Source organism: Kribbella sp. NPDC049227, assembly GCF_043197265.1.
In the GTDB taxonomy this organism is placed as follows: domain Bacteria; phylum Actinomycetota; class Actinomycetes; order Propionibacteriales; family Kribbellaceae; genus Kribbella.
This window is the reverse complement of the sequence record NZ_JBICST010000009.1, coordinates 315,913-337,990: the sequence shown is the minus strand read 5'-3', so window position 1 is coordinate 337,990 and position 22,078 is coordinate 315,913. Positions and strand designations below refer to the sequence as shown.

Genomic DNA, 22,078 nt, shown 5'->3' with positions numbered 1-22,078 from the left:
GGGGGCAGCGTGGGGCAGATAAAAGCTGGCCCAGACAGTGGAGCCGGTGTGGAGAGGTGGTGCCGCCGGAGGAACAACGTCCTCCGGCGGCACTGCTTGTCAGTTGCTTGTCAGTTGCGGGTGAGGGTGAAGGTTGGGGTGGTGTTGCGGATGTCTACTGCGTTGTCGGTGAGGGTCAGGTTGGTGAAGGTCGCGGCTCCTCGGGCTGGGCCCTCGCCGGGTTCGGGGAGTTCGTTGGCCCAGATGCCGAAGCCGGACTTGGCGTCGAACGCGTCGCCGGACTTGTGGGCGCCGGAGACAGTGGTGTTGGTGAAGACCGTGTCGGCGACCGGGAACAACGGCGACCCGCCGACGTAGTCGGTCTGGAACATGATCCCGGAGTACGTCGGATCGACCACGTCGAGATCGTTCACCCGGATCCCCTGGAAGATCTTCGTCGCCGAGTAGATCCACACCGCCGGGAACGTCTGGTTGCCCCAGAAATGCCCGCCGGACCGTACGACGCTGGCGTTCTCGAACCGCGTCGGCGGCGTCGCACCGAACCCGTTCATCGGGATGCCGAAGTCGAGCGAGCTGATCGTGATCCCCGGATAGGTGAGCATGTCCGCCGCGTACAGGTTGCGGAAGACGTTGTTCGTCCCGCCGTACACCGCGAACCCGGCGGCCCGCCAGGTCAGCGACGCGGACAGGTTCTCGAAGACGTTGTCCCGGACCTCGCCACCACCGCTGTCGGTGGCGTTGAAGAGTGCGAAACTGTCGTCCCCGGTGGACCGGGCGTCGTTGTTGCTGACGGTGTTGCCCGCCGACCCGTTGGTCATGTTGATGCCGTCGGCAAAGGAATCCCGGATGCGCGAGTTCTTGATCACCGAGTTGTCGGTGTTCGCGCCCCAGTACAGGCACATCTGGTGTTCGGCCCAGATGTTGTCGATGGTCATGTTCGACGTACCGGCGAAGTTGAACACCTTCCCCGGTCCGTCGTTGCGGCTGTCGTAGTTCCCGAAGTACGAGAATCCGCTGAACGTCGACCCGTTCGCCGACGACTGCGCGTCGAACCCGACGTCGGTGTTCGCCTGGCTCTGCGGCGCAACGAAGCGGGTGTACCAAGGACCGGCGCCGACCACGCGAACAGCCTTGCCGTACACGGTGAACTTCGACGATGTCTGGTACTCACCCGGCGGCAGGTAGACACCCTGCAGCGCGCTGTCCTGCCGCACCCGGTCGAGCGCGTTCTGCACGTCCTGCTGGGTGAACCCGTTCGGCGTCACGAACCCGGCACCCGGGTTCGCCAGCGGTGCCACGGCCTCGGTGTCGACGAAGTCGATCGAGTACGTCGTACTGTTCGCCGGATCCTTCTGCAACCGGATCTTCGTCCCCGCCGGGAACGTCGAGTCCAGCATGACGTTCGCCTCGTCGTAGATGTGCCGCGCTGGTCCCGAGCCTGGTGAGTTGTTCGGCGAGGCCTCCGCGCCGTACAGCCAGGAGTACTTCGAGGTCAACGGCAACGTCTTGTGGAAGCTGCCGTTCACGTACACGTTGATCGACGAGGTGATGCCGCCACCGCCGGCCGAGTCCGGGATGGAGAACCGGGTGACAAGCGTGTTCGTGCTGGCCCGCGTGGTGAACTCGACGTACGAACCGTTCGAGTTCAGCGTCACCGCGCGTCGCCCGGAGGCCTCGCCGGCCAGGTCGCCGATCGTGCGGTTCGGCCCGATCACGGTGGCGCCGCCGCCGACCGACGCGTCCTCGGCCTCGAGGTGGTCGTACGGCATGTTCGCGCCGCGACCGACGAAGAACGGACGCTCGCTGGTGTTGTTGGTCCGCTTCACCGGCAGTTCGTTGGCGTCGTCGGCGAGTACGACGCGCACGGTGTACCGCCCGTTCGCGGCCGTCCAGTTGCCTAGAGCAACTGCGGAAGTGGTCGCACCGGGAGCGATCGCGCCGCTGTAGCCGCCCGTCAGAGTGGCGACCACTGTGCTTCCGTTGCGCACGGTCAGAGTGATCCCGTGAGCGCCGGAAGCGGAGGCGACGCTGCCCTGGTTCTTCAGCGCGACCGAGAAGGCAACGTTGTTCCCCGCTGAGGGGTTGCCCGGCGTCCAGTTCACCGCGGCGGCGATCAGGTCCGAGCTGGCGACCGGAGTCACCACCAGCGGGCCGGAGGCGTTCGCGGTGTTGTTCCCGTCGTTCTGCTCGATGATCGCGTTCGACTCGTCGACCTTGGCGCTCAGTGCGTAGCTGCCGGCGTCGCGCGTCCCGATCGATGCGCTGACCGTTGTCGACGCTCCTGCCGCGAGTGCTCCGACAGCAGCCGTTCCCACCTTGCCGGAGCCGAGGTAGAAGTTCACGTCAGTCGCCGTGGAGCCCGCCGTACCAGTGTTGTTGACCGTCGCGCGCACAGTGATCGCATCCGTCTCGACCGGTGAGGTCGGCGTCCACGACACGTTCGACAAGGTGAGATCCGGATTCGGCGCAGGTACGCCCATCACCTGCAGTTCGGCGACCTGGCCGGCCGGGGCGCCGGTGTTCGCGGTGAAGTTCAGCCGTACGTCGGCCACTCGTGCGCTGACCGGGATCGTCACGCTGTTCCCGCTCGGCGGACTGAAGTTGTACGACGCGCTCGGCACGATCGTGGTGAAGCCGGACGCGCTCTGCTCCCGCCCGAGGATCGAGAACGTCTGCGTCCGCGGTCCCCACGCCGAGTCCGGGTTGAGCCGGATGACGATCGAGCTGAGGTCGGCGTTCGACCCGAGTTCCGTAGTCAGCGTGGCCGGGTTGGCGTTGCCCTCCCAGTACGTCGTCACGTCGTCGTCGTTGGCGTTGGCCGGCACGAAGACGTGCACGTACCCGGAGGCGGTGATCGGCTTGCCGGCCGCAAGGTTGCTGCCCGGGCCCGAGCTGCCGTTCCGGGTCGCGATTTTGCTGTTCGGCGATTGGTTGCCCGCAGCATCCTTCGCGCGGACGAAGTAGGAGATCGTCGTACTCGTGGGCTGGTTGTCGGTGTACGTGAGCACACTGCCGGCCACGCTGGTGCGCAGTTGGCCGTTGGCGTAGACGTCGTACCCGGTGACCCCCACGTTGTCGGTGGAGGCGTTCCAGCTGAGCCGGACCTGGCCGGCGCCGGGTTCGGTGAGCGCCAGGTTGCCCGGGGCGGTGGGAGCCTGGGTGTCACCGGTCGCCGGGCCGTAGACCTCGAGCTCGGACAGTTGCCCGGCGGGCCAACCGGTGTTCGCGGTGATCCGGATGCGGACGAAGCGGGTGGTCGCGGTGCCGTAGTCGATGGTCACCGTGTTGCTGGGCGGGGTGAACGCGCGGACGGCCGACGCCGACAGGTCGCTGAAGTTCTGCCCGTCGGTGCTGCCTTGGACCGCGAGGGTCTGGCTGCGGGCACCCCAACCCGACGTCGGCAGCTTGAGCACGACCTGGTTGGTGGCGACGGACGAGCCGAGGTCGACCTGGACCCACTGCGGGAACTCGTTGTTCGCGCTCTCCCAGTAGGTGCCCTGGTTGCCGTCGGTCACGTTCGGCGCGACGTACGTCTGGGTGCTGCTGCTGGCCGACGCGGCCTTGCCGGCGGCGAGGTTGGGTCCGGCGAGTACGGCGGCAGCCGCGGTGCCGGCCGGGGTCGGGTGGACCAGTGGGGCGGCCGCGAGCGCGAGACTCGCGGCGAACAAGGCGGTTGGCAGCCGCCACTTCGGGATTCGCATGGCCTCTCCTGGTGGGCGGGTGGTGAGGACGCAGGGGAGTAGCCGCAGCGCGAAGTCAGAAACTTGCTCTAATTTTGCTCGTTTCTTGCGCAGCGCTGGCCCATTGTTACGGCATCGCTAGCCGAGCGTCAACGGTTCGTGACGCCTGGTGGAGCCTGGGACGGCTCGGCGGAGGATCTGCTGCTTGGTCTGTGTGCAGCGCAGGTCACGCCGAGTTGTCGGCGGAGAGCCAGCGGGATGGAGTGAAGGTGAAGAGCGTGATCGTGCTGCCGGGGTTGTCGACCTCGCTGTGGGCGAACTGCTGCGCGGCTTCCTCCGGCATGTAGCGGCGAAGGATGGTCAGCATCTGCTCCACGGTCGGCCGGGTGATGGAGTCCAGCGTGGCCTCGACCGTGACGTACTTGGTCGGCCAGGTCTCCTCCTGGACCAGGAAGGTGATCACGCCGGCGGCTTTGATCGCGTCGATCCGGGCGGGCGTCCGGCCCTGGGTCGCGGTGAACATGGTGAGTGCTCCGCCTGGTTCGTAGGCATAGAAGGTCGGCACCGTGGTCGGCGGCCGACCGTCGGTGCGGCCGACGCTCACCACCCCGATGTGCTGCCCGGCCAGGAACTCCTCACGCTGTTGCCTACTCATGATCGCCATGAAGCAAGCTTGCAAAAAACAAGTAGACTCTGTCAAGTAGACTGAGTTCATGACGACGAAGACCTACGGCCAGTACTGCGGGGTGGCCCGGGCGCTCGAGCTCGTCGGGGAGCGCTGGGCGCTGCTGATCGTCCGCGACCTGCTGGTCGGCCCGAAGCGGTACACGGATCTGCGGTCGGGGCTGCCCAAGATCCCGACGAACGTGCTCGCCACCCGGCTGAAGGAACTGGAGAGCGCGGGCCTGGTCGAGCGCCGGGTCCAGCCGCGGCCGTCGGGGGCGATCGTCTATGAGTTGACGCCGTACGGGCTGGAGTTGGACACGGTCGTGCTGGCGCTCGGCCGCTGGGGCGCACGGTCGCTCGGCGAGTTGCGGCCAGGCGAGATCGCCACCGCGGATTCGCTGGTGATGGCGCTGCGATCGACGTACCACCCGCTGAAGCGGGGGACCGGCAAGCTCGCCTATGAATTGCGCTTCGGCGAGATCGTCATTCATGCGACGTGTTCGGGCTCGACGCTGACAGCGGAGCCAGGATCTTTCCCCGAGCCCGTGCCGCCCAACCTGGTCGTGGTCGAGGCGATGGCGCCGCTCACCCCGCTGCTGACCGGAGCGATCGACGGCGCGAAGGCCCTCGCCGAAGGCATCGTCGCCAAGCAGGCAACCGCCGCGGACCTGGACGTCTTCGCGACAGCCTTCCGAATCGACTGAAGGGCCGGCTCAGACGAGCCGACCCTTCAGTGGCTCGGAGATCTACGCGGTGTTGAAGTGAAGAACAACGAGGACAGAGCCTTATTCGGCCCACGGTCGGTTCGGCTCAGTCATCCTCATCATCCAGTAGCTCGCTGGAATATGGGTGGCATCATCGATGACCTTGCCCTCGACCTGGCCGAAGGACTGCAGGGCGAGCTTCTCGAACGCCGGCGGCTCCCGGACGTATTCGCCGCGGTCGTTCGCCGACATCCACCGCGAGATCCGGCCCTGGGTCGGCTCGAAGCAGGTGTCGAGGCTGATCACCCGGCCGCCGGGGCCGAGCACGCTCGCGGCCAGGTTGAGCAGATGTGTGCACTGCTCGTCCGACAGGTGGTGCAGCAGCCCGAGCAGCAGCACCACATCGATCGGCGGCAGCGATCGGGCAGCGGCTTCGTCGAAGTTGCCGCAATGGAAGCTGGCGTTCTCACCGCCGAAGCGCTCCTTGGCCCAGTCGATGTACGGCGCATCTGTGTCGAAACCGTGGTAGTTCAGCGGCTGGGGCAGACGCGGGAAGTAGTACGCGGGACCGCAGCCGATGTCCAGGACGGTGTCACCCGGCTGGATCTCCTCGATGCAGCGATATCGCAAGCGGTCTGCGCCGACGATTCGTTGCAGCAGGACGTAGGCGCGCACATGCCTGAGAAGGCCTTTCAGACCGTCCATGGGTATCTCCTCCCGGGGAGTGATCATGCTTCAGCATCTCGACACGTAAATCAACGAAACTCGTTCAGTCCCTCAGTTCGTAGACGATGACTTGCCCTTGGGTAAACCTCCGGTCGGCGAGCCGGTCGAGAGTGTGCTCGGCGACCGTGCCCTTTCGCGTGTCCGCGAAGATCCAGCGGACGCCGTAGTCGCGGCGCAGGGTCTCCAGCACCTCAGGCGTCGGCGCCGTGAGTGCCTTCGTCGTCAACTCCACCCGGTCGGGCCAGGGCGATGGCTGCAGGCTGTAGCCGACTTTGCGTTCGCCTTGGTTGGCCAGCGACTGCTGGGTGTAGGCCCAGCCCTCCATCAGCGTTCGGTGACCGCCGACACCGCTGACCAGGTAGCCACGCGCGTCGCAGACCGGACCAGGTCGTTGTCGCGACAGGCAGGCGGTGTTCGTCACGACCACGTCGTTCGGTCCAGCGTTGCGCTCCAGCCACAGCGCGGCTTGGATCTCGTCCGTGGTGTACAACGGAACCGCCGGGACCGGGATCTGCCCGCCCTCCCCGGTGACCCCGTCCGCCGCGTTGCGCCACTCCGACCAGGGCCGGCTGGGCAGAGCGAGGCCGACCGCGACGCACATCAGCAGCGCCAGGCCGAGGCCACGGACCTGCGGACGGACGGCGCGGAGGACAAGCCAGCCGAGCAGCCCGGCCACGAGTACCGCCGCAAGCCACAGCATCGGCTCGGACACCGCCCGCGTGATCTCCGCCGGGGAGACAGGCCGGGAGTCGATGTTGCCGAACGCCCGGATCGCCAGAGCGAGCGCCGCACCGGCCAGCAGGCCACCGGCGACGACCACCCGGCGGGCCACGCGGGGGCGTCCGGTAACCGCGCCGTGGACCACGTATCCCGCGGCGACGCCGGCGAAGGGCAGCGCGCTGCCGAGGAAGTAGAACTCACCAAAACTCGGATGGTCGACGAGCACGAATCCGAGCAGCGAGGCGACGAGCGTGCCGACCAGCCACCACTGCACCGGATCGGTCCGGGTCCGGCGCTGTACGAGACCAAGGAATGCCACGGCCACCACAGCCCTGCTCACCACCACGGACACAAGGATCGCGATCGCCCAGGTCAGCGTCTGCTGGTCGGCGTCAGGAAGCCCTGCGAGGATCCATCCACCCGGCTCCGGAGCGCCGGTGATACCGGTCAGAGCGGTGTATCCCGGGAAAGCCCGCAAGGCCCCGAACAAGCGCAGCGGAGTACCTGCGGTGCTACCCGCGACAGTCAGCATCGAGGCCACCATCAGACCCCCCAGTGCGACGCCGAAGCCGACGGTCGGCCAGGGGATGCGCCTGTTCCGCACCAGCAGGAACAACGCCGCCAGGCCGGTCCCGCCGAGCAGTAGCGGCACTGCGGTGGGCTTGGAGCCGGCGGATACGCAGACGACCAGCATCACGATCACCCAGGACCGTCTCGGGGCACCGCGGTACAACGCGCCGAGCAGCAGCGCCGCGGCTCCGACGCTGACCGCCGTCCCGAAGGACTGCGACGGACTCAGGAAAACGAGTGGTGCGGACCCGACGCCGCCGACGTACATCCAGATCGCGACCCGCGGGACGACCGTCGTCAGCGCGACCGCGAACGGGGCGGTCCACCAGACACCGCTGACCTGGCGGGCGAGTGCGGCCACCGCGAGGACGAGCCCGATGATGATCGGGGCGAACCAGAGCCTGAACAGCACGAGCTGGGGGTCGATTCCGGTGATCTGTGCGGCCGACGCCAGGTGTGCGTCGGCGAACCAGTGGTACTGCATGGTCTCGCCCGCCACCTGCGGGATCTGCGGCGGGACGGAGCGGCCCAGCTCGTGCACGATCCCTAGGTGCCAGAGCAGGTCCTGGTAGTAGTCGCCGCCACTCTCGGGGACCGGCGTGGCGCTGACCGTGGTGCCGTAGTACATCAGCAACGTCGCCGAGAGGAGCAGCGCCAGCGTGGCGCCCCAGGCGAGCGGCAGCCGCGGCGCGTCCTGCCCCCGCCAGCAGCGCCGCAACCGCGGTACTGCGGCGAAGACCACCACCACCGCCGCGGGCCACACCACCAACCACTGCTGCATCCCAGCGGCCGTGAACAACGCCCACCCCGGCAACTCGTAGGAGAGCCCCACGACGATGCCGAGGCCCACGTCCTCCGGCCAGGTCCGCCGACCCGGCGCGAAAGCTCGCAGCAGCAACACTCCCGGAAGCACCACACAGCCCGAGAAGTAGGCCGAGTAGCGGAGGATGTCGCCGTCGGTCACCCCTGTGCCCGCAAGTACCCAGTACGCGGTCACCGCGGGGAGTAGCCAGACGAGTGCACCCAGGAACCGTGGCCAGGTAGACCTACCGGACCGGCCCGTCATCAAGACGGTCCCTTGGTGACAGGAATCAGGACGGACATAGTAGTGGAGCCTAACCCGTTGCGGAAAACCTTCGTCGCGGAATCACAGGGCGGGGAATGTCTGGTTGCCGCAGAAATGTCCACCGGAGCGGACGAGACTGACATTCTCGAATTGCGTCGGCGGGGCGCGTGCCGCGTGACGGTGTTGCTGTTCGCCGACTGGTTGCCAGCGGCATCCTTCGCGCGGACGAAGTACGAGACCGGTGCGCCGGCCGGCGTTGCCGGCCGACGCCGAAGTGGACGGCTCTGAGTCTCCACAGCCGGACAGCAGAACGGCGGCGGCCGCGGGCATCAGCCCGAGGAACCGCCGCCGACTCCGCATACACGAACGCTGGACCGGCCAGGGGGTGCCTAGTGCTTGGCCGGACCCTCCGCGCCCGCGCCGGTGAGGGAGCGGACGGAGAGCTCGTTGTAGCGGGCTTCGCTGGACCTGTCCTTGCCGAGGTAGGTGCCGAGTACGCCGAACAGGAAGCCGAGCGGGATCGACACGATGCCCGGGTTCGACAGCGGGAACCAGGAGAAGTCGGAGCCGGGGATCATCGACGTCGGAGTACCGGACACGACCGGCGAGAAGAACACCAGGACGACCGCGGAGATCAGGCCGCCGTAGATGCTCCAGGCGGCGCCGGAGGTGTTGAACCGCTTCCAGAACAGGTTGAACAGCAGCGCCGGCAGGTTCGCCGACGCGGCGACCGCGAACGCCAGTGCGACCAGGAACGCGATGTTCAGCTTCTGCGCCGGAATCGCCAGCGCGATCGAGACCGCGCCGATCCCGACCGCCGCGAACCGGGCGACCCGCAGCTCGTCCTTCTCGCTGGGTTTGGTCTTGGCGATGACGTTCGCGTAGAGGTCGTGCGCGAACGACGATGCCGAGGTCAGGGTCAGGCCCGCGACCACCGCCAGGATGGTGGCGAACGCGACCGCCGCGATCAGCGCCAGCAGGATCGAGCCGCCGATCGAGCCGGCGCCACCTCCGACGGACTCGGCCAGCAGCGGCGAGGCCACGTTGCCCTTCGACTCCGCGACCGCGGAACCCTTGCCGGTGTCGAGCAGCGCGGCCGCACCGAAGCCGAGCGCCAGCGTCATCAGGTAGAACGCACCGATCAGGCCGATAGCCCACTGCACCGACCGGCGTGCGGTCTGCGAGTCAGGCACGGTGTAGAAGCGGATCAGGATGTGCGGCAGACCCGCCGTACCGAGGACCAGCGCCAGGCCGAGGGACAGGAAGTCGATCTGTCCGACCAGGTCCTTGCCGTAGAGCAGCCCGGGCTGCAGGAACGCCTCGCCCTTGCCGGACTTGTCCGCGGCCGCGCCGAGCAGGTCGGAGAGGTTGAAGTGAAACTTCACCAGCACCAGGAAGGTGATGACCACTGTGCCGGCCATCAGCAGCACAGCCTTGACGATCTGCACCCAGGTGGTGCCCCGCATGCCGCCGATGGTCACGTAGATGATCATCAGCGCGCCGACCAGGATGATCACGGCCGCCTTCACGCCGTCGCCCTTCACGCCGAGCAACAGCCCGACGAGCGAACCGGCGCCGACCATCTGGGCCAGCAGGTAGAAGATCGACACCACGATCGTCGAGGTCGCGGCCGCGGTCCGGACCGGCTTCTGCTTCATCCGGAACGCGAGCTGGTCGGCCATCGTGAATCGCCCCGAGTTCCGCAGCAGCTCGGCGACGAGCAACAGCGCGACAAGCCACGCGACGAGGAACCCGATCGAGTAGAGGAAGCCGTCGTACCCGAACAGGGCGATCTGGCCGGAGATGCCGAGGAACGACGCCGCGGACATGTAGTCGCCGGAGACGGCCAGTCCGTTCTGCGCACCGCTGAACGAGCGGCCGCCGGCGTAGTAGTCGGCCGCGGTCTGGTTCTGCCGGGACGCCCACCAGGTGATGTACAGCGTCACGGCGACGACCGCGGAGAACAGCGAGATGGTCAGGGCCCGGTTGCCCGGCTCGGCGTCGGCCAGCGGGATCAGGACCGGGATGCTGAGGACGTTCACCGGCGGCGCTCCCTCTTGTACTTGGCGTTCAGCCCACTGGCCAGCGGGTCGAGCTTGCGGTTCGCGAACCGGCCGTAGAGCGCGGCGATCACGAAGGTGGACACGAACTGCAGCAGGCCGAAGATCAGCGCCACATTGATGTGCCCCACCACCTGGTGGTCCATGAAGCCGCGGGCCCAGTTGCAGCAGGCGACGTACGCCAGGTACCAGGCCATGAACGCGATGGTCCACGGCACCACGAAATTCTTGTAGCGCGTTTTCAGCTTGGTGAAGTCGGCCGCCTCGTGCACCGCCTCATAGGCGCGGGCATCCCGCTCGCGCACCATCTCGTTGTCCATGAGTTTCCCTGTTCTCCAATGGCCCAGCGCTGAACCCGAACACGTGCACGTTAGCCCCATGTCGCGGATTTGTGACCCACCGCAACCAAAACGTTTCGGGGAATGCTAGAGATGCGGGGCAACCGGGGCGTCGAGAGTACGGCGGTAGTTCGCCAGGTCGCTGGGCCGGGCCCGGTAACAGTCGGTGAAGTACGGCATCCGGAGCGGCTCCGGCGGACGCGCGGTGTTCTCGTAGATGGCGTCCACCTGGTCGAGTACGGCGTCGCGGCGGGACTCGGTCAGGACGGCGATCCGTGAATGCGACTGGGCCAGTTGGCGCAGGCCGTTGCGATCGAGGTCCTGCCAGTGCCGGAACCGGGTGTCCTCGACCAGCGCGAACAGGCCCGACTGCAGCAGGACCGGCACCGGATCGAACCGGTCGCCGCCGAGGCCGTCGCCCTGCATCGTCTGGACCATCCGCCGGACCCACGGGACCACCGTGTCGGCCCGGTTCCAGAGCAGTCCGAGTACGCCGTTCGGCCGCAGGACGCGGGCGATCTCGGGCAGGGCCCGGGCGTGGTCGAACCAGTGGAACGCCTGGCCGACGATGACCGCGTCGACCGAGGCGTGGGCGAGCGGGATCGACTCAGCCGCGCCCATCATCGTGTCGAGGCCGGGCCGTCGGCGGCAGACCTCGAGCATCTCCTGCGACGGGTCGACCGCGATCACGTCGTGACCGAGCCCGGCCGCGACGGCGGCGAGCTTGCCCGTGCCGGCGCCGAGATCGAGGACCTGCAGCCCGCGTCCCGGCCCGAGGATCCAGGTCAGCGCCTCGGCGGGAAACGTCGGCCGGCCGGCGTCGTACGCGGTCGCCACGGCGCCGAAGGACTGGGCGCGGGCCGCGTTCGAGCCGGTCTCCGGCGTGTCCCGGCCGGTAGCCGGTGCTGGATCATCGGTGGTCATCACCGCAAATCATGCCGTAGCGCCAGGCTGGCGCGCTGTCACTCGCCGAGCTTCTTCTGCTCGATGTGCGCGTTGAGCGCGGCCAGCTCCGGATGCGCGTCCAGCACCGCGACCAGTTCGGCGCAGCTCAGCCGGTCCGCGCCGTACTCCTCGATCAGGATCTCGAGCAACTTCTGGTCGTCCGGGGTGTCCAGTGTCAGCCGGTACTGCGAACCTCCGCCGGACCAGGGCAGGTTCCGCAGCCGGATGTCGCCCGGCCGGTTCTGGTGCAGGTACGGCGTCACGTGCTCGCGGTCGGCCGGCAGCGTCGCCTGCTCGTCCGCGTCGAGCAGTCGCGCGGCGGAGAACACCTCGTAGTCCATTCCGCGCGGATGGGTCCTCTCCAGGCAGTTGGACAGGTAGAGGTTCTCGTCCTTCTCGGACTGCCAGCTGTCGACGCCCTCGGCAACGACCTGCGGATCGATCAGCGGGCAGTCGGAGGTCACCCGGACGATGCCGTCCAGCTGGTGCGCGCGGGTCGCCCCGGCGAACCGGCTCAGCACATCTTCCTCGCTACCCCGGAACACGGGGATGCCGGCCTGCTCGGCCAGGTCTACGACGGGATCGTCGTCGGGGTTCGTGGTCGTTGCCACGATGACCGGAAGCCCGGTCGCGCAGAGCCGGTCGAGGTGGTGCTCCAGGTAGGTTCTGCCGCCGGCGGTCCGCAGGACCTTCGCGGGGAGCCGGGTACTGGTCGCCCGCACCTGGGTGATGATGCCGATCTTCAGTTCCACCGGAACAACTCCCTGATCTCGGCGGGGCAGGCGATGTGGTCGGCGCCCAGCTCGGTATCGGTGAACTCACGTGCGACGTCGAGCGGCACGAACGGCTGGTCCAGCTCCGGCCACAACCGTTTGATCCTGGCCTGCCCGCCGAACGAGGGGTGCTCGTGCTCCAGCACCATCGGATCACCGTACACCCCTGGCTGCAGGCCGATCGAAGCGCCGTACAGGACCGCGGAGCTGAGCCGGTTGGAGGCGACCCGCCGGTGCTTGCGCAGCTCGGTCAGCTGCTTCACCAGGAAGTCGGCGTCGGTCCGCCGCCAGTGCAGGCCGCGATATCCGTGCGTGATCACCCGGAAGCCGGCGTTCTTGTAGACGTTGCGGATCGCGGGTTTCTCGTACTCGTTCCAGTACAGGCAGACCGTCACCGGCCCGCTCTCGTGCTCCTTGATCGAGGCAACGATACGGCCGTGGTCACCCAGCACGTTCTGGCCTTCCCAGCCGTGGAACGGGTAGAAGATGGTGCCTTCGGCATCTTCCGCCCGAGTGGCCAGCTCGGGATGCACCCGCAGCAGATACAGCCAGACGGAGCCGATCACCGAGTAGTTCCGCAGTCCCATCGACCAACCCCGCCGGCGGACGCTGTCCGACCAGACGTACAGCGGCATCCCCGGCGCGAACGTCGTGCCGTGGGCGAATCCGTCCAGGATGTTCCAGCCGTGCTGAAGGTATCCCCAGATGTACGGCGGCTTCTGGTATCCGGCGTACGACGCCATGATGTTCGCGTGCCCGTAGAAGTGGTTCGCGTGATGCATCAGCGTCCCCGGAGCTTCCGCGGCAGTCGCTGAACTCTCCGCACCGTCCGCTTCGCGTGCCGGCGGATCACCCGCAGTGGGCCGGTGACGGTATGGCCTACGCGGTACGGCTTCGATTGGCGGATCCCGACGATCTGGCCATGGAACAGGTACGCCCGCGCGCTGGTGAAGGCCAGCTCCTCCGAGAGGCGGGCGACGGTCTCCAACTGCTCGGCACTACCGAGTGGCCTGACGATCTCGTTGGGTGGCGAAAGCCACTTCGTCACCGTGATTCCGGCCATCGAGGCGAGCCGTGCCGTCAACCCGTCGGGGTAGCCACCCGCAGACCACGGCTGCCTCGATCCGGCTTCCATCGAACGACGGACGAAGCGTGCCAGGTGCGCGACGACCAGTGCGTCGCCACGTGCAGGCACGGGCTCACCGTCTTCGCCCTCCAGCTCATCGACCGGAAGCACTCCGATGCCGGACTCGGAGAACAACCGGAACGACATGCCGTCGAAAATCACGTTGTCCGGAGCGGCGATCTTCGCGCTGTCCTGGTGCTGTGCACGCAACCACTTCACGTAATCGGGAACAACACGCCGCACTGCCGCCTGGTCGTCGACCCGGAGAGCGGCGATGAGGTACTCCTCCAGCAGAACACCCGAGCCACCCGGGACCGCATCGGCCGGGAGCACACCGGGCAGGTCGTCGGCGGCGGTGACGACGTACCAAGCCGGGGCCAGTTCGACGCTCAGGCCGGCCCGGACCGTGTCCTGCACGAAGCGATACGGGTCCATCAGGGCCGGACCGGCGTACCGGTCGGCCATGGTGCGGGCGGCCACCGCGGCCGGCAGCGGTCCACTGACGTCCGTGAGCGCGACCTCGGCGTCGTCCAGTGACGGAAACACTGCGTACGTTTCCGCGATGTCGAGGCCGGCCTCGTCGAGGGCTGCGCGGAGCGGTTTCAGGCCGACGGGTGCGGCGTCGGTGAGATCGCGCCCCCAGTCCTCGTCTCGTGGCAGCGCGGCGGTGATGGCGGGCTGGAGCAAACGCTCGAAGCCGAACTGGTTGTCGGCCCCGAGCAGCAGACGGCCTGAGGAAGCGAGCCGATCCTGTAGGGCGGCCAGAGCATCCGCCCAGCTGAGCTTCGACGTGTCCGGACTGACGAGTCGGCCCAGTCCGTCGAGCGCGACCACCGCGTCGTACCCGGACGAGTTGCCGTACGCCGGGGTAAAGCGGTCCAGGGCGCCGCAGAAGACCTTGTTGTCGGCGAGCGGCCGCTCGATGATTGCGGCGATCTCCTCGGCGTCCGGGGCGGAACGCACGAGGACATCCACCGAGGCGACGCGTGCGGCGACGTCGGCGATCAGGTCCAAGGAGTGCGGACCGGCGAGCAGGACGGAGTCGCTGGGCTGAAGGGCGGCGGCGAAGAGTGCTGCGGCGGCCGGTCCGGCGGCAGACGGGCGTGCGTCGACCGGGTGGAGGTCCGACCAGTTCAGCATCTCGGCGCCGATCAAGATCGATCGGATCACAGGAGTACCTTAAGTGCCATGGGCGCTAGCCAACCAGCTTCGTGATCGTCTCGATCACCTGGTCGACCTCGGCGTCGGTGAGGTCCGGGAACAGCGGGAGGGAAAGTTCCTCGGCGTAGAATCGCTCCGCGTTCGGGCAGAGGCCGCGCCGGTAGCCCTGGTTCGCGAAGACCGGGTGCCAGTAGACGGGGATGTAGTTGACTTGTACGCCGATACCGGCCGCGCGCATGCCCTCGAAGATCTCGCGTCGGCGCCCGCCGAGGACGCGGACTGGGTAGAGGTGCCAGATCGGGTCGACGCCGGCTCGCTGGACCGGGGTCCGCAGTCCGTCGACGTCGCGAAAGGCCTCGTTGTAGCGGGCGGTGATCTCGGCCCGGCGACGCTTGAACTTCGCGAGCCGCTTGAGCTGGGACAACCCCAGGGCGCTGCCGATGTCGGTGAGCCGGTAGTTCACGCCGTACTCGTGGACTTCCTGGTGCCAGGGGCCCTCGTCGGTGATCTCGAAGCGGTCCGGATCGCGGACGAGACCGATGAAGTGGAACTCGTGGGCCCGCCGGCCGATCGACGGGTCCTTGCAGATCACCGCGCCGCCTTCGCCGGTGGTCAGGTTCTTGGTGGGGAAGAAGGACAGCGTGGTCACATCGGCCAGGTCGCCGACCGGACGGCCGTCGGCGGTGCCGCCGATCGAGTGCGCCGCGTCCGCGAGGGTGCGGGCGCCGACGCGATCGGCCAGCGGCTGCAGGGACGCGTAGTCCGCGGCCTGGCCGGCGTAGTCGACCCCGGCGATGACCTTGGTGCGTTCACTGACCACTGAGGAGACGGCGGCCGGATCGATCAGCGCGGTCTCCTCGTCGACGTCCGCGAACACCACCTTGGCGCCGAGCATCGCGGCACACGACGCGGTCGCGACGAACGTCATCGGCGTGGTGACGACCTCGTCACCCGGCCCCACCCCCAGGGCTGCGTACGCGATGTGCAGCGCCGCCGTGCCGGAGGTGCAGCTGACCGCGCGGTGCCCACCGGTCAGCTCCGAGACAGCCTGCTCGAAAGCAGCGACCGCCGGCCCCGTTGTCAGCCAGTCACCACGCAGTACGGCGGTGACTGCCTCGATGTCCTCGTCCGAGATGGACTGACGTCCGTACGGCAGCATTCAGTCTCCTCTACTCGATCTCGAGGATCTTGCGGATCTCGTCGATCGTGTACCACTGGGTGTTGGTGTCCGAGGTGTAGTGGAAGCCGTCGGCCACCGGGATACTGTCGGTGGGTGCCTCGTAACCCCAGGTGGCGAGGTCTGGCTGGAGGACGTAGCGGTCACCGATCGCGAGGGCGCGGCGGCCTTCCTCGGGGCTGATCATCTCCTCGTGCAGCTTCTCGCCCGGGCGCAGGCCGACGTCGTGCATCTTCGCCCCGGGCGCGATCGCCTCGGCCAGGTCGGTGACCTTCATCGACGGGATCCGCGGTACGTACAGCTCGCCGCCTTGCATCAGGTCGAAGGACTCGACCACGAAGTCGACCGCCTGCGGCAGCGTGATCAGGAACCGGGTGCAGCGCAGGTCGGTGATCGGCAGCGACTGGCCGGCGGCGTGCAGTGCCTTGAACTTCGGGATGATCGAGCCTCGGCTGCCCATCACGTTGCCGTAGCGGACCACGCTGAACCGGGTGTCGTACGCCGCCGCGTAGTGGTTGCCGCTGATGAACAGCTTGTCCGCGGTCAGCTTGGTCGCGCCGTACAGGTTGATCGGGCTGGACGCCTTGTCGGTCGACAGTGCGACGACCTTCTTGACGCCGTTGTCGATGCCGGCCTCGATCACGTTCTGTGAGCCGACCACGTTGGTCTGAACGAACTCCCACGGGTTGTACTCGCCGCTGTCGACCTGCTTCAGCGCGGCGGCGTGCACGACGTAGTCGACCTTGTGCATGGCCCGGTGCAACCGGGACCGGTCCCGGATGTCGCCGATGAAGAACCGCAGCCGGGGGTCGTCGGCGAACAGTTGCCGGACCTCCCACTGTTTCAGCTCGTCCCGGCTGAACACGATGATCCGGCGTGGGTTCAGCCGGTTCAGTGCGTGCCGCACGAAGGCCTTGCCAAATGACCCGGTGCCACCGGTGACGAGGATGTCGGAGCCGGTCAGGATGGACACGTCGGCGGGACCCTTCTACAAAGACAGTTCCGGACACTGCGCGGGGTAGTGCAGTCCGAACAATAGCCGCCCCGGCCACGGCAGCTTCAATCCAGACCGCAGTCCGGGGCGATCAGACCGTTCCACAAGTGCGAAGAATCACCCACCGGCCACCGGTGGAAACGGGTGAACAGATACGGTCGGGGCGTGGAGCGGGTCGGGATTCGGTGTGACGTGGGCCCGGAGCGCGGGGTCGGGCATGTGATGCGGTGCCTGGCGCTGGCGGAGGAGTTGCGGCGGCGCCAGGTCGACGTGGTGTTCGTCTGTGACGCGGGCACCGTGCCGTGGGCGGCGGCGCAGATCGCGGCCCGTGGCATCGCGGTGCAGCCGGCAGTGTGGACGGCGGCCGAGCACGTGGACCTGTTCGCGCGGCTGGATCTGGACGCGGTGATCTTCGACTCCTACGACCTCGCCGGGCCGGTCTATCAGGCAGTGCGGGCGACCGGGATGCCGACGCTCGCCCTCGTCGACGGTGAGTTCCGTGGTGCCGAGGCGGACGTGCTGGTGGACCAGAACCTCGCGGCCGAGCTGGACCATCCGGAGTTGCCCCACGGTACGGTGCGGCTGGCCGGGCTGGACTACGTGCTGATCCGCGACGAGATCCTCGAGCAGCGCCCGTCCGCGGTGCCGACGGTCCGGCCGGCGGCGAACGCCGTACCGAAGGTGTTCGCGTTCTTCGGCGGCACAGACGCGTTCGGGGCCGGGCCGCACGTTGTCCGGGCACTCGCGGCGACCGGCGTACCGTTCCGGGCGACCGTGGTCGCGCCGGATGGGGAGCTGGCCGCAAGGATCGCGGCGGTCCAGCTGGCACCTCGGCAGCGGGTCGACGTGATCGGGCCGACGGACCGGCTGGCGGCGGAGGTCCGCGCGGCCGACCTGACGATCAGTGCATCGGGTACGTCGATCTGGGAACTGCTGTGTCTCGGGGCGACGGCCGGGTTGGTGTGTGTCGTCGACAACCAGGTGGTGGGCTACGAGCGGGCGATCGGCACGGGCACGGCGGCCGGCATCGGCGTGCTGTCCGAGCTCGAGCGCGACCCGGGCGCCGCGTCGACGGTGCTGAAACGGCTCCTCACCGACGCCGCCGAACGCGCCCGCCTGGCAGCCGCCGGCTGGCGGCTGATCGACGGCCAGGGCCGCCGGCGGGTCGCCGACGCCCTGCTCAGCCTCTCGTGAACTCGTAGATCGTCACGTCCAGGGTGGCGTGCGAAGACTGACATACTCGCGCAGCGCGGCGGAAACCTTGCCGGCCAGATGATCGGCGTACAGCCAGCGAACGCCGGCGCTTGCGTCAGTTTCTTTTCAGGATGTTGAGTTGGCGGCCGCCGTGGACGAGTGGGTCGCCGTACTGGCCGATCAGGGTGTAGCCGCGGTTCTGGAAACCGTTGAGGATGTCGGCCGAGGTGACCGGTTGGAGCGAGCCCCACTCGCCGGCCTTCTGGGCTTTGACGGTGCCCAGCTTGGAGTTCAGCGAGACGGCGTACTTCACGCCCTTGGCGCACACCTGGTCGATGTAGTTGTCGACCACCTCGGGTTCCATCTCCTGGAACGAGAACGAGTTGACGAACACGTCGAAGTCGCCGTGGACGTCCTCGAGCCGCCAGCTCGGGATCACCGCGGATCGGTGCACCTCGATCGGCCCGGTGTCGGCGATCGAGTCGTCGTACACCTGCATCCGGTCGCGGCCGAACAACTCGGTCAGGTAGTACGACGCGACCGTGACCAGCGGCGGGATGTCGACGTCGACGTACCTGGCCTCGGGGTCGCGCGACATCACGATCTCGCCGAGGACGCCGAACCCGCCGCCGATCTCCAGGAAACTCTTCGGCGGCGTGTCGACGTGGTTCGACAGCGCCGCCATCACGATCAGGTAGTTCAGATACGGCCGCCCGAACCGCACACCCTCGGTCAGGCTCAGCCCGTACGCCTGCGGCGGCGTACCGACCGCGCTCTCGCCGAAGTCGTCCAGGTTCGCCGGCCAGCGGTCCTGGTTCCAGCGCACACCGGCGACGTCGAAGTCGCGGCGGGCCTCGAAGGCGCCGTTCAGCGCCGAGGTGACCCAGTTCTTGTTCGCCCGCGGGTTGGCCTGCAGCGCCGCCTCGTAGGCCACGCCGATCGAGGCGTTGCTGAAACCGTTGCCATACCGCGGATAGAACCACGCCCCCGACGTCGGCCACGACTTGAACCTGTCCAGCCCCAGCGTGCCCATGTCGTGCAGGATCTTGTCGAGTCCGACATCCCAGAAATTGGTCGGCCGGTAGATCGCTGCACAGGCCTTGACCTCCGCGAGGGTCCGCTCGGTCAGCGCGGACCAATCCGTCGACTGCACCATACTGCGCCCATCCGTCATGGCCAGACGCTACCCGATGCGCACCCGCCAGGTCTCCCCGCGGCGCGTACCGGCTGGTCGCCGATGTGTTGAGCACCCTGCGCGCCGTACCCTCGGCCTAATGTGAAACCTGGCCCCAGGCCGGTCAAGGTCGGCACCCGCAGCAGGGTAGCGGTCTTCGAGTAATCTCCCGAACCGGAGGTCTCTTATGCGATCCGATCAGCCGGTGCTTTCCGTCGTCGTGCCGATGTACGACGAGGAGGACGTGCTGCCCATGTTCTTCGAGCGGATGCATCCGCTGCTGGATGGACTTGGGGTTCCCTACGAGCTGGTCGTAGTGGATGACGGCAGCCGGGACGGGACTGCGCCGCTGTTGCTGGAGGCGGCAAAGGACTGGCCGCAGCTACGCGTGGTACGGCTGCTGCGCAACAGCGGTCACCAGGCCGCGCAGTCGGCGGGGTTCCGGCGGGCGCGGGGGGAGTTCGTCGTCACGATTGACGCCGATCTGCAGGATCCGCCGGAGGTGATCGTGGAGTTTCTGGCGGCGGTGCGGGAGCAGGACGTCGATGTGGTGTACGGAGTGCGGTCGGACCGGTCGAGTGATTCGTGGGCGAAACGGACCACGGCGCGGATGTACTACCGGTTGATGTGCCGGCTGGTCGGTAAGGAGATCCCGTTCGATGCGGGCGATTTCCGGCTGGTGTCGCGGCGGGTGGTGGATGCGGTGAACGCGTTGCCGGACGATGGCCGGGTGTTTCGGCTGGTGATTCCGTGGCTGGGGTTTCCGAGCGCTGAGGTGAGGTATGTGCGTGCGGAGCGCGCGGCGGGGGCGACGAAGTACAGCGTGTCGAAGATGGTTCGGCTGGCGTTCGACGGTGTGACGGCGTTCTCGGCGGCGCCGCTGCGGTTGGCGACCTGGTTGGGGTTGCTGGGTGGGGCGATGTCGATGTTGTTCGTGGTCGGTGCGTTGGTCGTCAGGTTGACCGGGCGGAGTGTTCCGGGGTGGACGTCGACGGTGTTGGCGGTGAGCGTGATCGGTGCCATCCAGTTGCTGTGTCTGGGGCTGTTGGGGGAGTACGTCGCCCGCCTGTTCCAGTCGAGTCAGCGCCGGCCGCAGTTCCTGGTCGGCTACGACAGCCTCGAAGACCCCGGCCACCACACCGTCACCGATCCAGTCGAGGAACCCGCCAAGGACATGCCCTAAGCTCCATCCCTGATGAGTTGGTACGACGCGCTCGAGGCCGGTGAGTTGGCTGTGCGGCCGTCCGTGGAGGCGGCGAAGCGGTTCGGCGTCTCGATCGACCGCATGTCGGTGTCCGCCTCGGCCGGTACGACGCTCGCCGAGGTGCTCGCGGCAGTGGAGAAGTCGACGGCCGACGTCATCGTGTTGCGCTACCCGGCACGGGAGACGACCTGGTTCGCCGCGCTGGCGAGCGGTCCGCGCAAGGCCCTGCTGGCCGACACCGTCGTGTACTGGTCGCTCGCGGTCGGCAAGGGACGGCGGCCCGCACCCCTGGCCGGATTCACCATCCGGATGGAGGAGTCAGCCGACGACGAGCTGGTCGACGACCTGGTCGCGGACATCTTCGGCGATTCCGGGAACCACTACTGCGCCAATCCGGTATTCGACCGCTCCCGCGCGCTGGCCGGACGGCAGGACTGGGCCCGGCGGCGGATCGCGGGGACCGGCGCGTTGGTGCTGCGTGGTCCCGACCGGCGGGTGCTGGCGCTGGCCGCGATCGACCAGCAGAGCTCCTGGACCGAGATCGAGTTGGCCGGCGTCGTACCGGCGGAGCAGGGCCGGGGCCGGTACGGTCATCTGCTCGCGGCGATCGAGGACGCCTGCACGACCAGGCGGCTGGTGGTCTCCGCGCAGGCACACCAGACGGGCATCCAGCGAATCTGGGCTCGCTATGGCTTCGAGCCGGTGCACAACCTGGTGACGATCCACCTCGTTGCCGCTCCGTAGGGCCGTTGAGGAGCGTTACCCCAGGTGGCGAGGTCTGGCTGCCGCGGAAAGCCTCGATCACGTGGTCTGGGCAACGTCCACGACTGGGTCCTGCCGGCGGGCGCGGACCAGCACCGACACGCCGGGCAGCTTGCCGACAGGCAAGTACCGTTCAGCGGCGATGACCGCGGTGAGACCGAGGTTGACGAGCGGGGACAGGTCCTCCAGGTCACTGCCCGTGCTCCTCTTCCGCCGCCAGGCCGCCACCGGCCGGAGCAGAACGTTCCACGACCTGACCTCCTCGATCCGCAGGCCGGCCGAGGAGAGCAGGTTCAGCAGACCGTCCCGGTCGTATCGGCGGAAATGACCCACGGCGGTGTCGTGCTCGCTCCACAGCTCCATGTCGCACGGTACGGCGACCAAGGCGGTGCCACCGGGCCGAAGGACCCGGGCGATCTCGCGGACCGCGGACTTGTCGTCCTCGATGTGCTCCAGCACGTCGTACGCGACGACGAGGTCCACCGCCTCGTCGGCCATGGGCAGCGCGATCGCGTCGCCGCGGATCACCGGGAGGCCGCGCCCGCGCGCGACCCCCGCTCCCTCCTCGCCGTACTCCAGCGCCGTGGCGTCCCATCCCCGGTCACGCAGCACCCTGGTGTTCCCGCCGCCGGCTGCGCCGATGTCGAGCGCCCGGCCCGGCTTCTCGCCGGTCCTCACGAGCGCGTCGAGCGACCGGGCGAGCACTCTGCGTCGCTCCCGGTACCACCAGTGCTTCTGCTCGAGTGCGGCGAGCTTACGGATCTCCGCTGCCTCCATAGCCAAAGCTTGGGGGCTGACGGGGGCCAACGCCAGCGCTTGAGCCATCACGTGAGCGTGTCGGCACCGTCGGTGACCACGCCGGTCGCTTGTTCGCGGCGATCGAGGACGCCTGCACCAACCGACGGCCGGTCGTGTCGACACCGCCACACCACACCGGCATCGAGCTGGTCTGGGCCCGCTACGGATTCGAGCCCGTGCATAACCTTCTGACCGTTCACATCGTTGCCGCTACGTAGACAGTGCTTTGGGGGCACATCC

General features: G+C 68.0%; 18 protein-coding genes. 4 read left to right on the top strand and 14 right to left on the bottom strand.

The genetic code is table 11. The features are described from left to right. Window positions 1-110 precede the first annotated feature (110 nt). Window positions 111-3,701 carry a discoidin domain-containing protein gene (locus tag ACGFH6_RS38085; protein ID WP_393394430.1) on the bottom strand — a complete coding sequence of 1,197 codons (3,591 nt, stop codon included), beginning with the start codon at window positions 3,699-3,701 and terminating at the stop codon, window positions 111-113. Between the two features lie 205 nt (window positions 3,702-3,906). After that, a complete protein-coding gene (locus ACGFH6_RS38080; protein WP_393394427.1) occupies window positions 3,907-4,335 on the bottom strand; it encodes a pyridoxamine 5'-phosphate oxidase in 429 nt (142 codons plus the stop codon). 58 nt (window positions 4,336-4,393) lie between these two features. Here ACGFH6_RS38080 and ACGFH6_RS38075 point away from each other — a divergent pair, with 58 nt between their 5' ends. Continuing rightward, window positions 4,394-5,050: a winged helix-turn-helix transcriptional regulator gene (locus ACGFH6_RS38075; protein ID WP_393394424.1), complete on the top strand. Its 657-nt coding sequence runs from the start codon at window positions 4,394-4,396 to the stop codon at window positions 5,048-5,050. An 81-nt stretch (window positions 5,051-5,131) separates the two neighbouring features. Here the strand turns inward: ACGFH6_RS38075 and ACGFH6_RS38070 are convergent, their stop codons facing one another. From ACGFH6_RS38070 to pseB, 10 genes are all read right to left on the bottom strand, one after another. Further along, window positions 5,132-5,755: a class I SAM-dependent methyltransferase gene (locus tag ACGFH6_RS38070; protein WP_393394421.1), complete on the bottom strand. Its 624-nt coding sequence runs from the start codon at window positions 5,753-5,755 to the stop codon at window positions 5,132-5,134. Between the two features lie 64 nt (window positions 5,756-5,819). Beyond that, window positions 5,820-8,063 carry a hypothetical protein gene (locus ACGFH6_RS38065; protein WP_393394419.1) on the bottom strand — a complete coding sequence of 748 codons (2,244 nt, stop codon included), beginning with the start codon at window positions 8,061-8,063 and terminating at the stop codon, window positions 5,820-5,822. A gap of 458 nt (window positions 8,064-8,521) precedes the next feature. Next, window positions 8,522-10,174 (bottom strand): cation acetate symporter, encoded by a 1,653-nt coding sequence (locus ACGFH6_RS38060; RefSeq protein ID WP_393394416.1) that lies wholly within the window; start codon window positions 10,172-10,174, stop codon window positions 8,522-8,524. Beyond that, window positions 10,171-10,512 (bottom strand): DUF485 domain-containing protein, encoded by a 342-nt coding sequence (locus ACGFH6_RS38055; RefSeq protein ID WP_393394413.1) that lies wholly within the window; start codon window positions 10,510-10,512, stop codon window positions 10,171-10,173. The genes ACGFH6_RS38060 and ACGFH6_RS38055 overlap by 4 nt, the downstream gene beginning before the upstream one ends. 105 nt (window positions 10,513-10,617) lie before the next feature. Further along, window positions 10,618-11,454 (bottom strand): class I SAM-dependent methyltransferase, encoded by an 837-nt coding sequence (locus ACGFH6_RS38050; RefSeq protein WP_393394410.1) that lies wholly within the window; start codon window positions 11,452-11,454, stop codon window positions 10,618-10,620. A 38-nt stretch (window positions 11,455-11,492) separates the two neighbouring features. Beyond that, complete coding sequence (locus ACGFH6_RS38045; protein ID WP_393394407.1) at window positions 11,493-12,227, bottom strand: cytidylyltransferase domain-containing protein; 735 nt, start codon at window positions 12,225-12,227, stop codon at window positions 11,493-11,495. Continuing rightward, window positions 12,218-13,030: a hypothetical protein gene (locus ACGFH6_RS38040; protein ID WP_393394404.1), complete on the bottom strand. Its 813-nt coding sequence runs from the start codon at window positions 13,028-13,030 to the stop codon at window positions 12,218-12,220. Before ACGFH6_RS38040 ends, ACGFH6_RS38045 begins: the two co-directional genes overlap by 10 nt. Next, the gene (locus ACGFH6_RS38035) at window positions 13,030-14,544 is read right to left on the bottom strand and encodes a hypothetical protein (protein ID WP_393394401.1); all 1,515 of its coding nucleotides are present in this window, start codon (window positions 14,542-14,544) and stop codon (window positions 13,030-13,032) included. Before ACGFH6_RS38035 ends, ACGFH6_RS38040 begins: the two co-directional genes overlap by 1 nt. A gap of 25 nt (window positions 14,545-14,569) precedes the next feature. Next, window positions 14,570-15,694: a UDP-4-amino-4,6-dideoxy-N-acetyl-beta-L-altrosamine transaminase gene (gene pseC / locus ACGFH6_RS38030; RefSeq protein ID WP_393394398.1), complete on the bottom strand. Its 1,125-nt coding sequence runs from the start codon at window positions 15,692-15,694 to the stop codon at window positions 14,570-14,572. Between the two features lie 10 nt (window positions 15,695-15,704). Then, complete coding sequence (gene pseB / locus ACGFH6_RS38025) at window positions 15,705-16,685, bottom strand: UDP-N-acetylglucosamine 4,6-dehydratase (inverting) (RefSeq protein ID WP_393394395.1); 981 nt, start codon at window positions 16,683-16,685, stop codon at window positions 15,705-15,707. A 186-nt stretch (window positions 16,686-16,871) separates the two neighbouring features. Here pseB and ACGFH6_RS38020 point away from each other — a divergent pair, with 186 nt between their 5' ends. Continuing rightward, a complete protein-coding gene (locus ACGFH6_RS38020) occupies window positions 16,872-17,900 on the top strand; it encodes a PseG/SpsG family protein (protein WP_393394393.1) in 1,029 nt (342 codons plus the stop codon). A gap of 115 nt (window positions 17,901-18,015) precedes the next feature. On the opposite strand, the gene ACGFH6_RS38015 is transcribed toward ACGFH6_RS38020, so the two are convergent. Next, complete coding sequence (locus ACGFH6_RS38015; protein WP_393394390.1) at window positions 18,016-19,074, bottom strand: putative sugar O-methyltransferase; 1,059 nt, start codon at window positions 19,072-19,074, stop codon at window positions 18,016-18,018. 187 nt (window positions 19,075-19,261) lie between these two features. Here ACGFH6_RS38015 and ACGFH6_RS38010 point away from each other — a divergent pair, with 187 nt between their 5' ends. Further along, complete coding sequence (locus ACGFH6_RS38010; protein ID WP_393394387.1) at window positions 19,262-20,257, top strand: glycosyltransferase family 2 protein; 996 nt, start codon at window positions 19,262-19,264, stop codon at window positions 20,255-20,257. A gap of 12 nt (window positions 20,258-20,269) precedes the next feature. Then, window positions 20,270-21,022 carry an N-acetyltransferase gene (locus ACGFH6_RS38005; RefSeq protein WP_393394384.1) on the top strand — a complete coding sequence of 251 codons (753 nt, stop codon included), beginning with the start codon at window positions 20,270-20,272 and terminating at the stop codon, window positions 21,020-21,022. 57 nt (window positions 21,023-21,079) lie between these two features. Here the strand turns inward: ACGFH6_RS38005 and ACGFH6_RS38000 are convergent, their stop codons facing one another. After that, a complete protein-coding gene (locus ACGFH6_RS38000) occupies window positions 21,080-21,817 on the bottom strand; it encodes a class I SAM-dependent methyltransferase (RefSeq protein ID WP_393394381.1) in 738 nt (245 codons plus the stop codon). Between the last annotated feature and the right edge of the window lie 261 nt (window positions 21,818-22,078).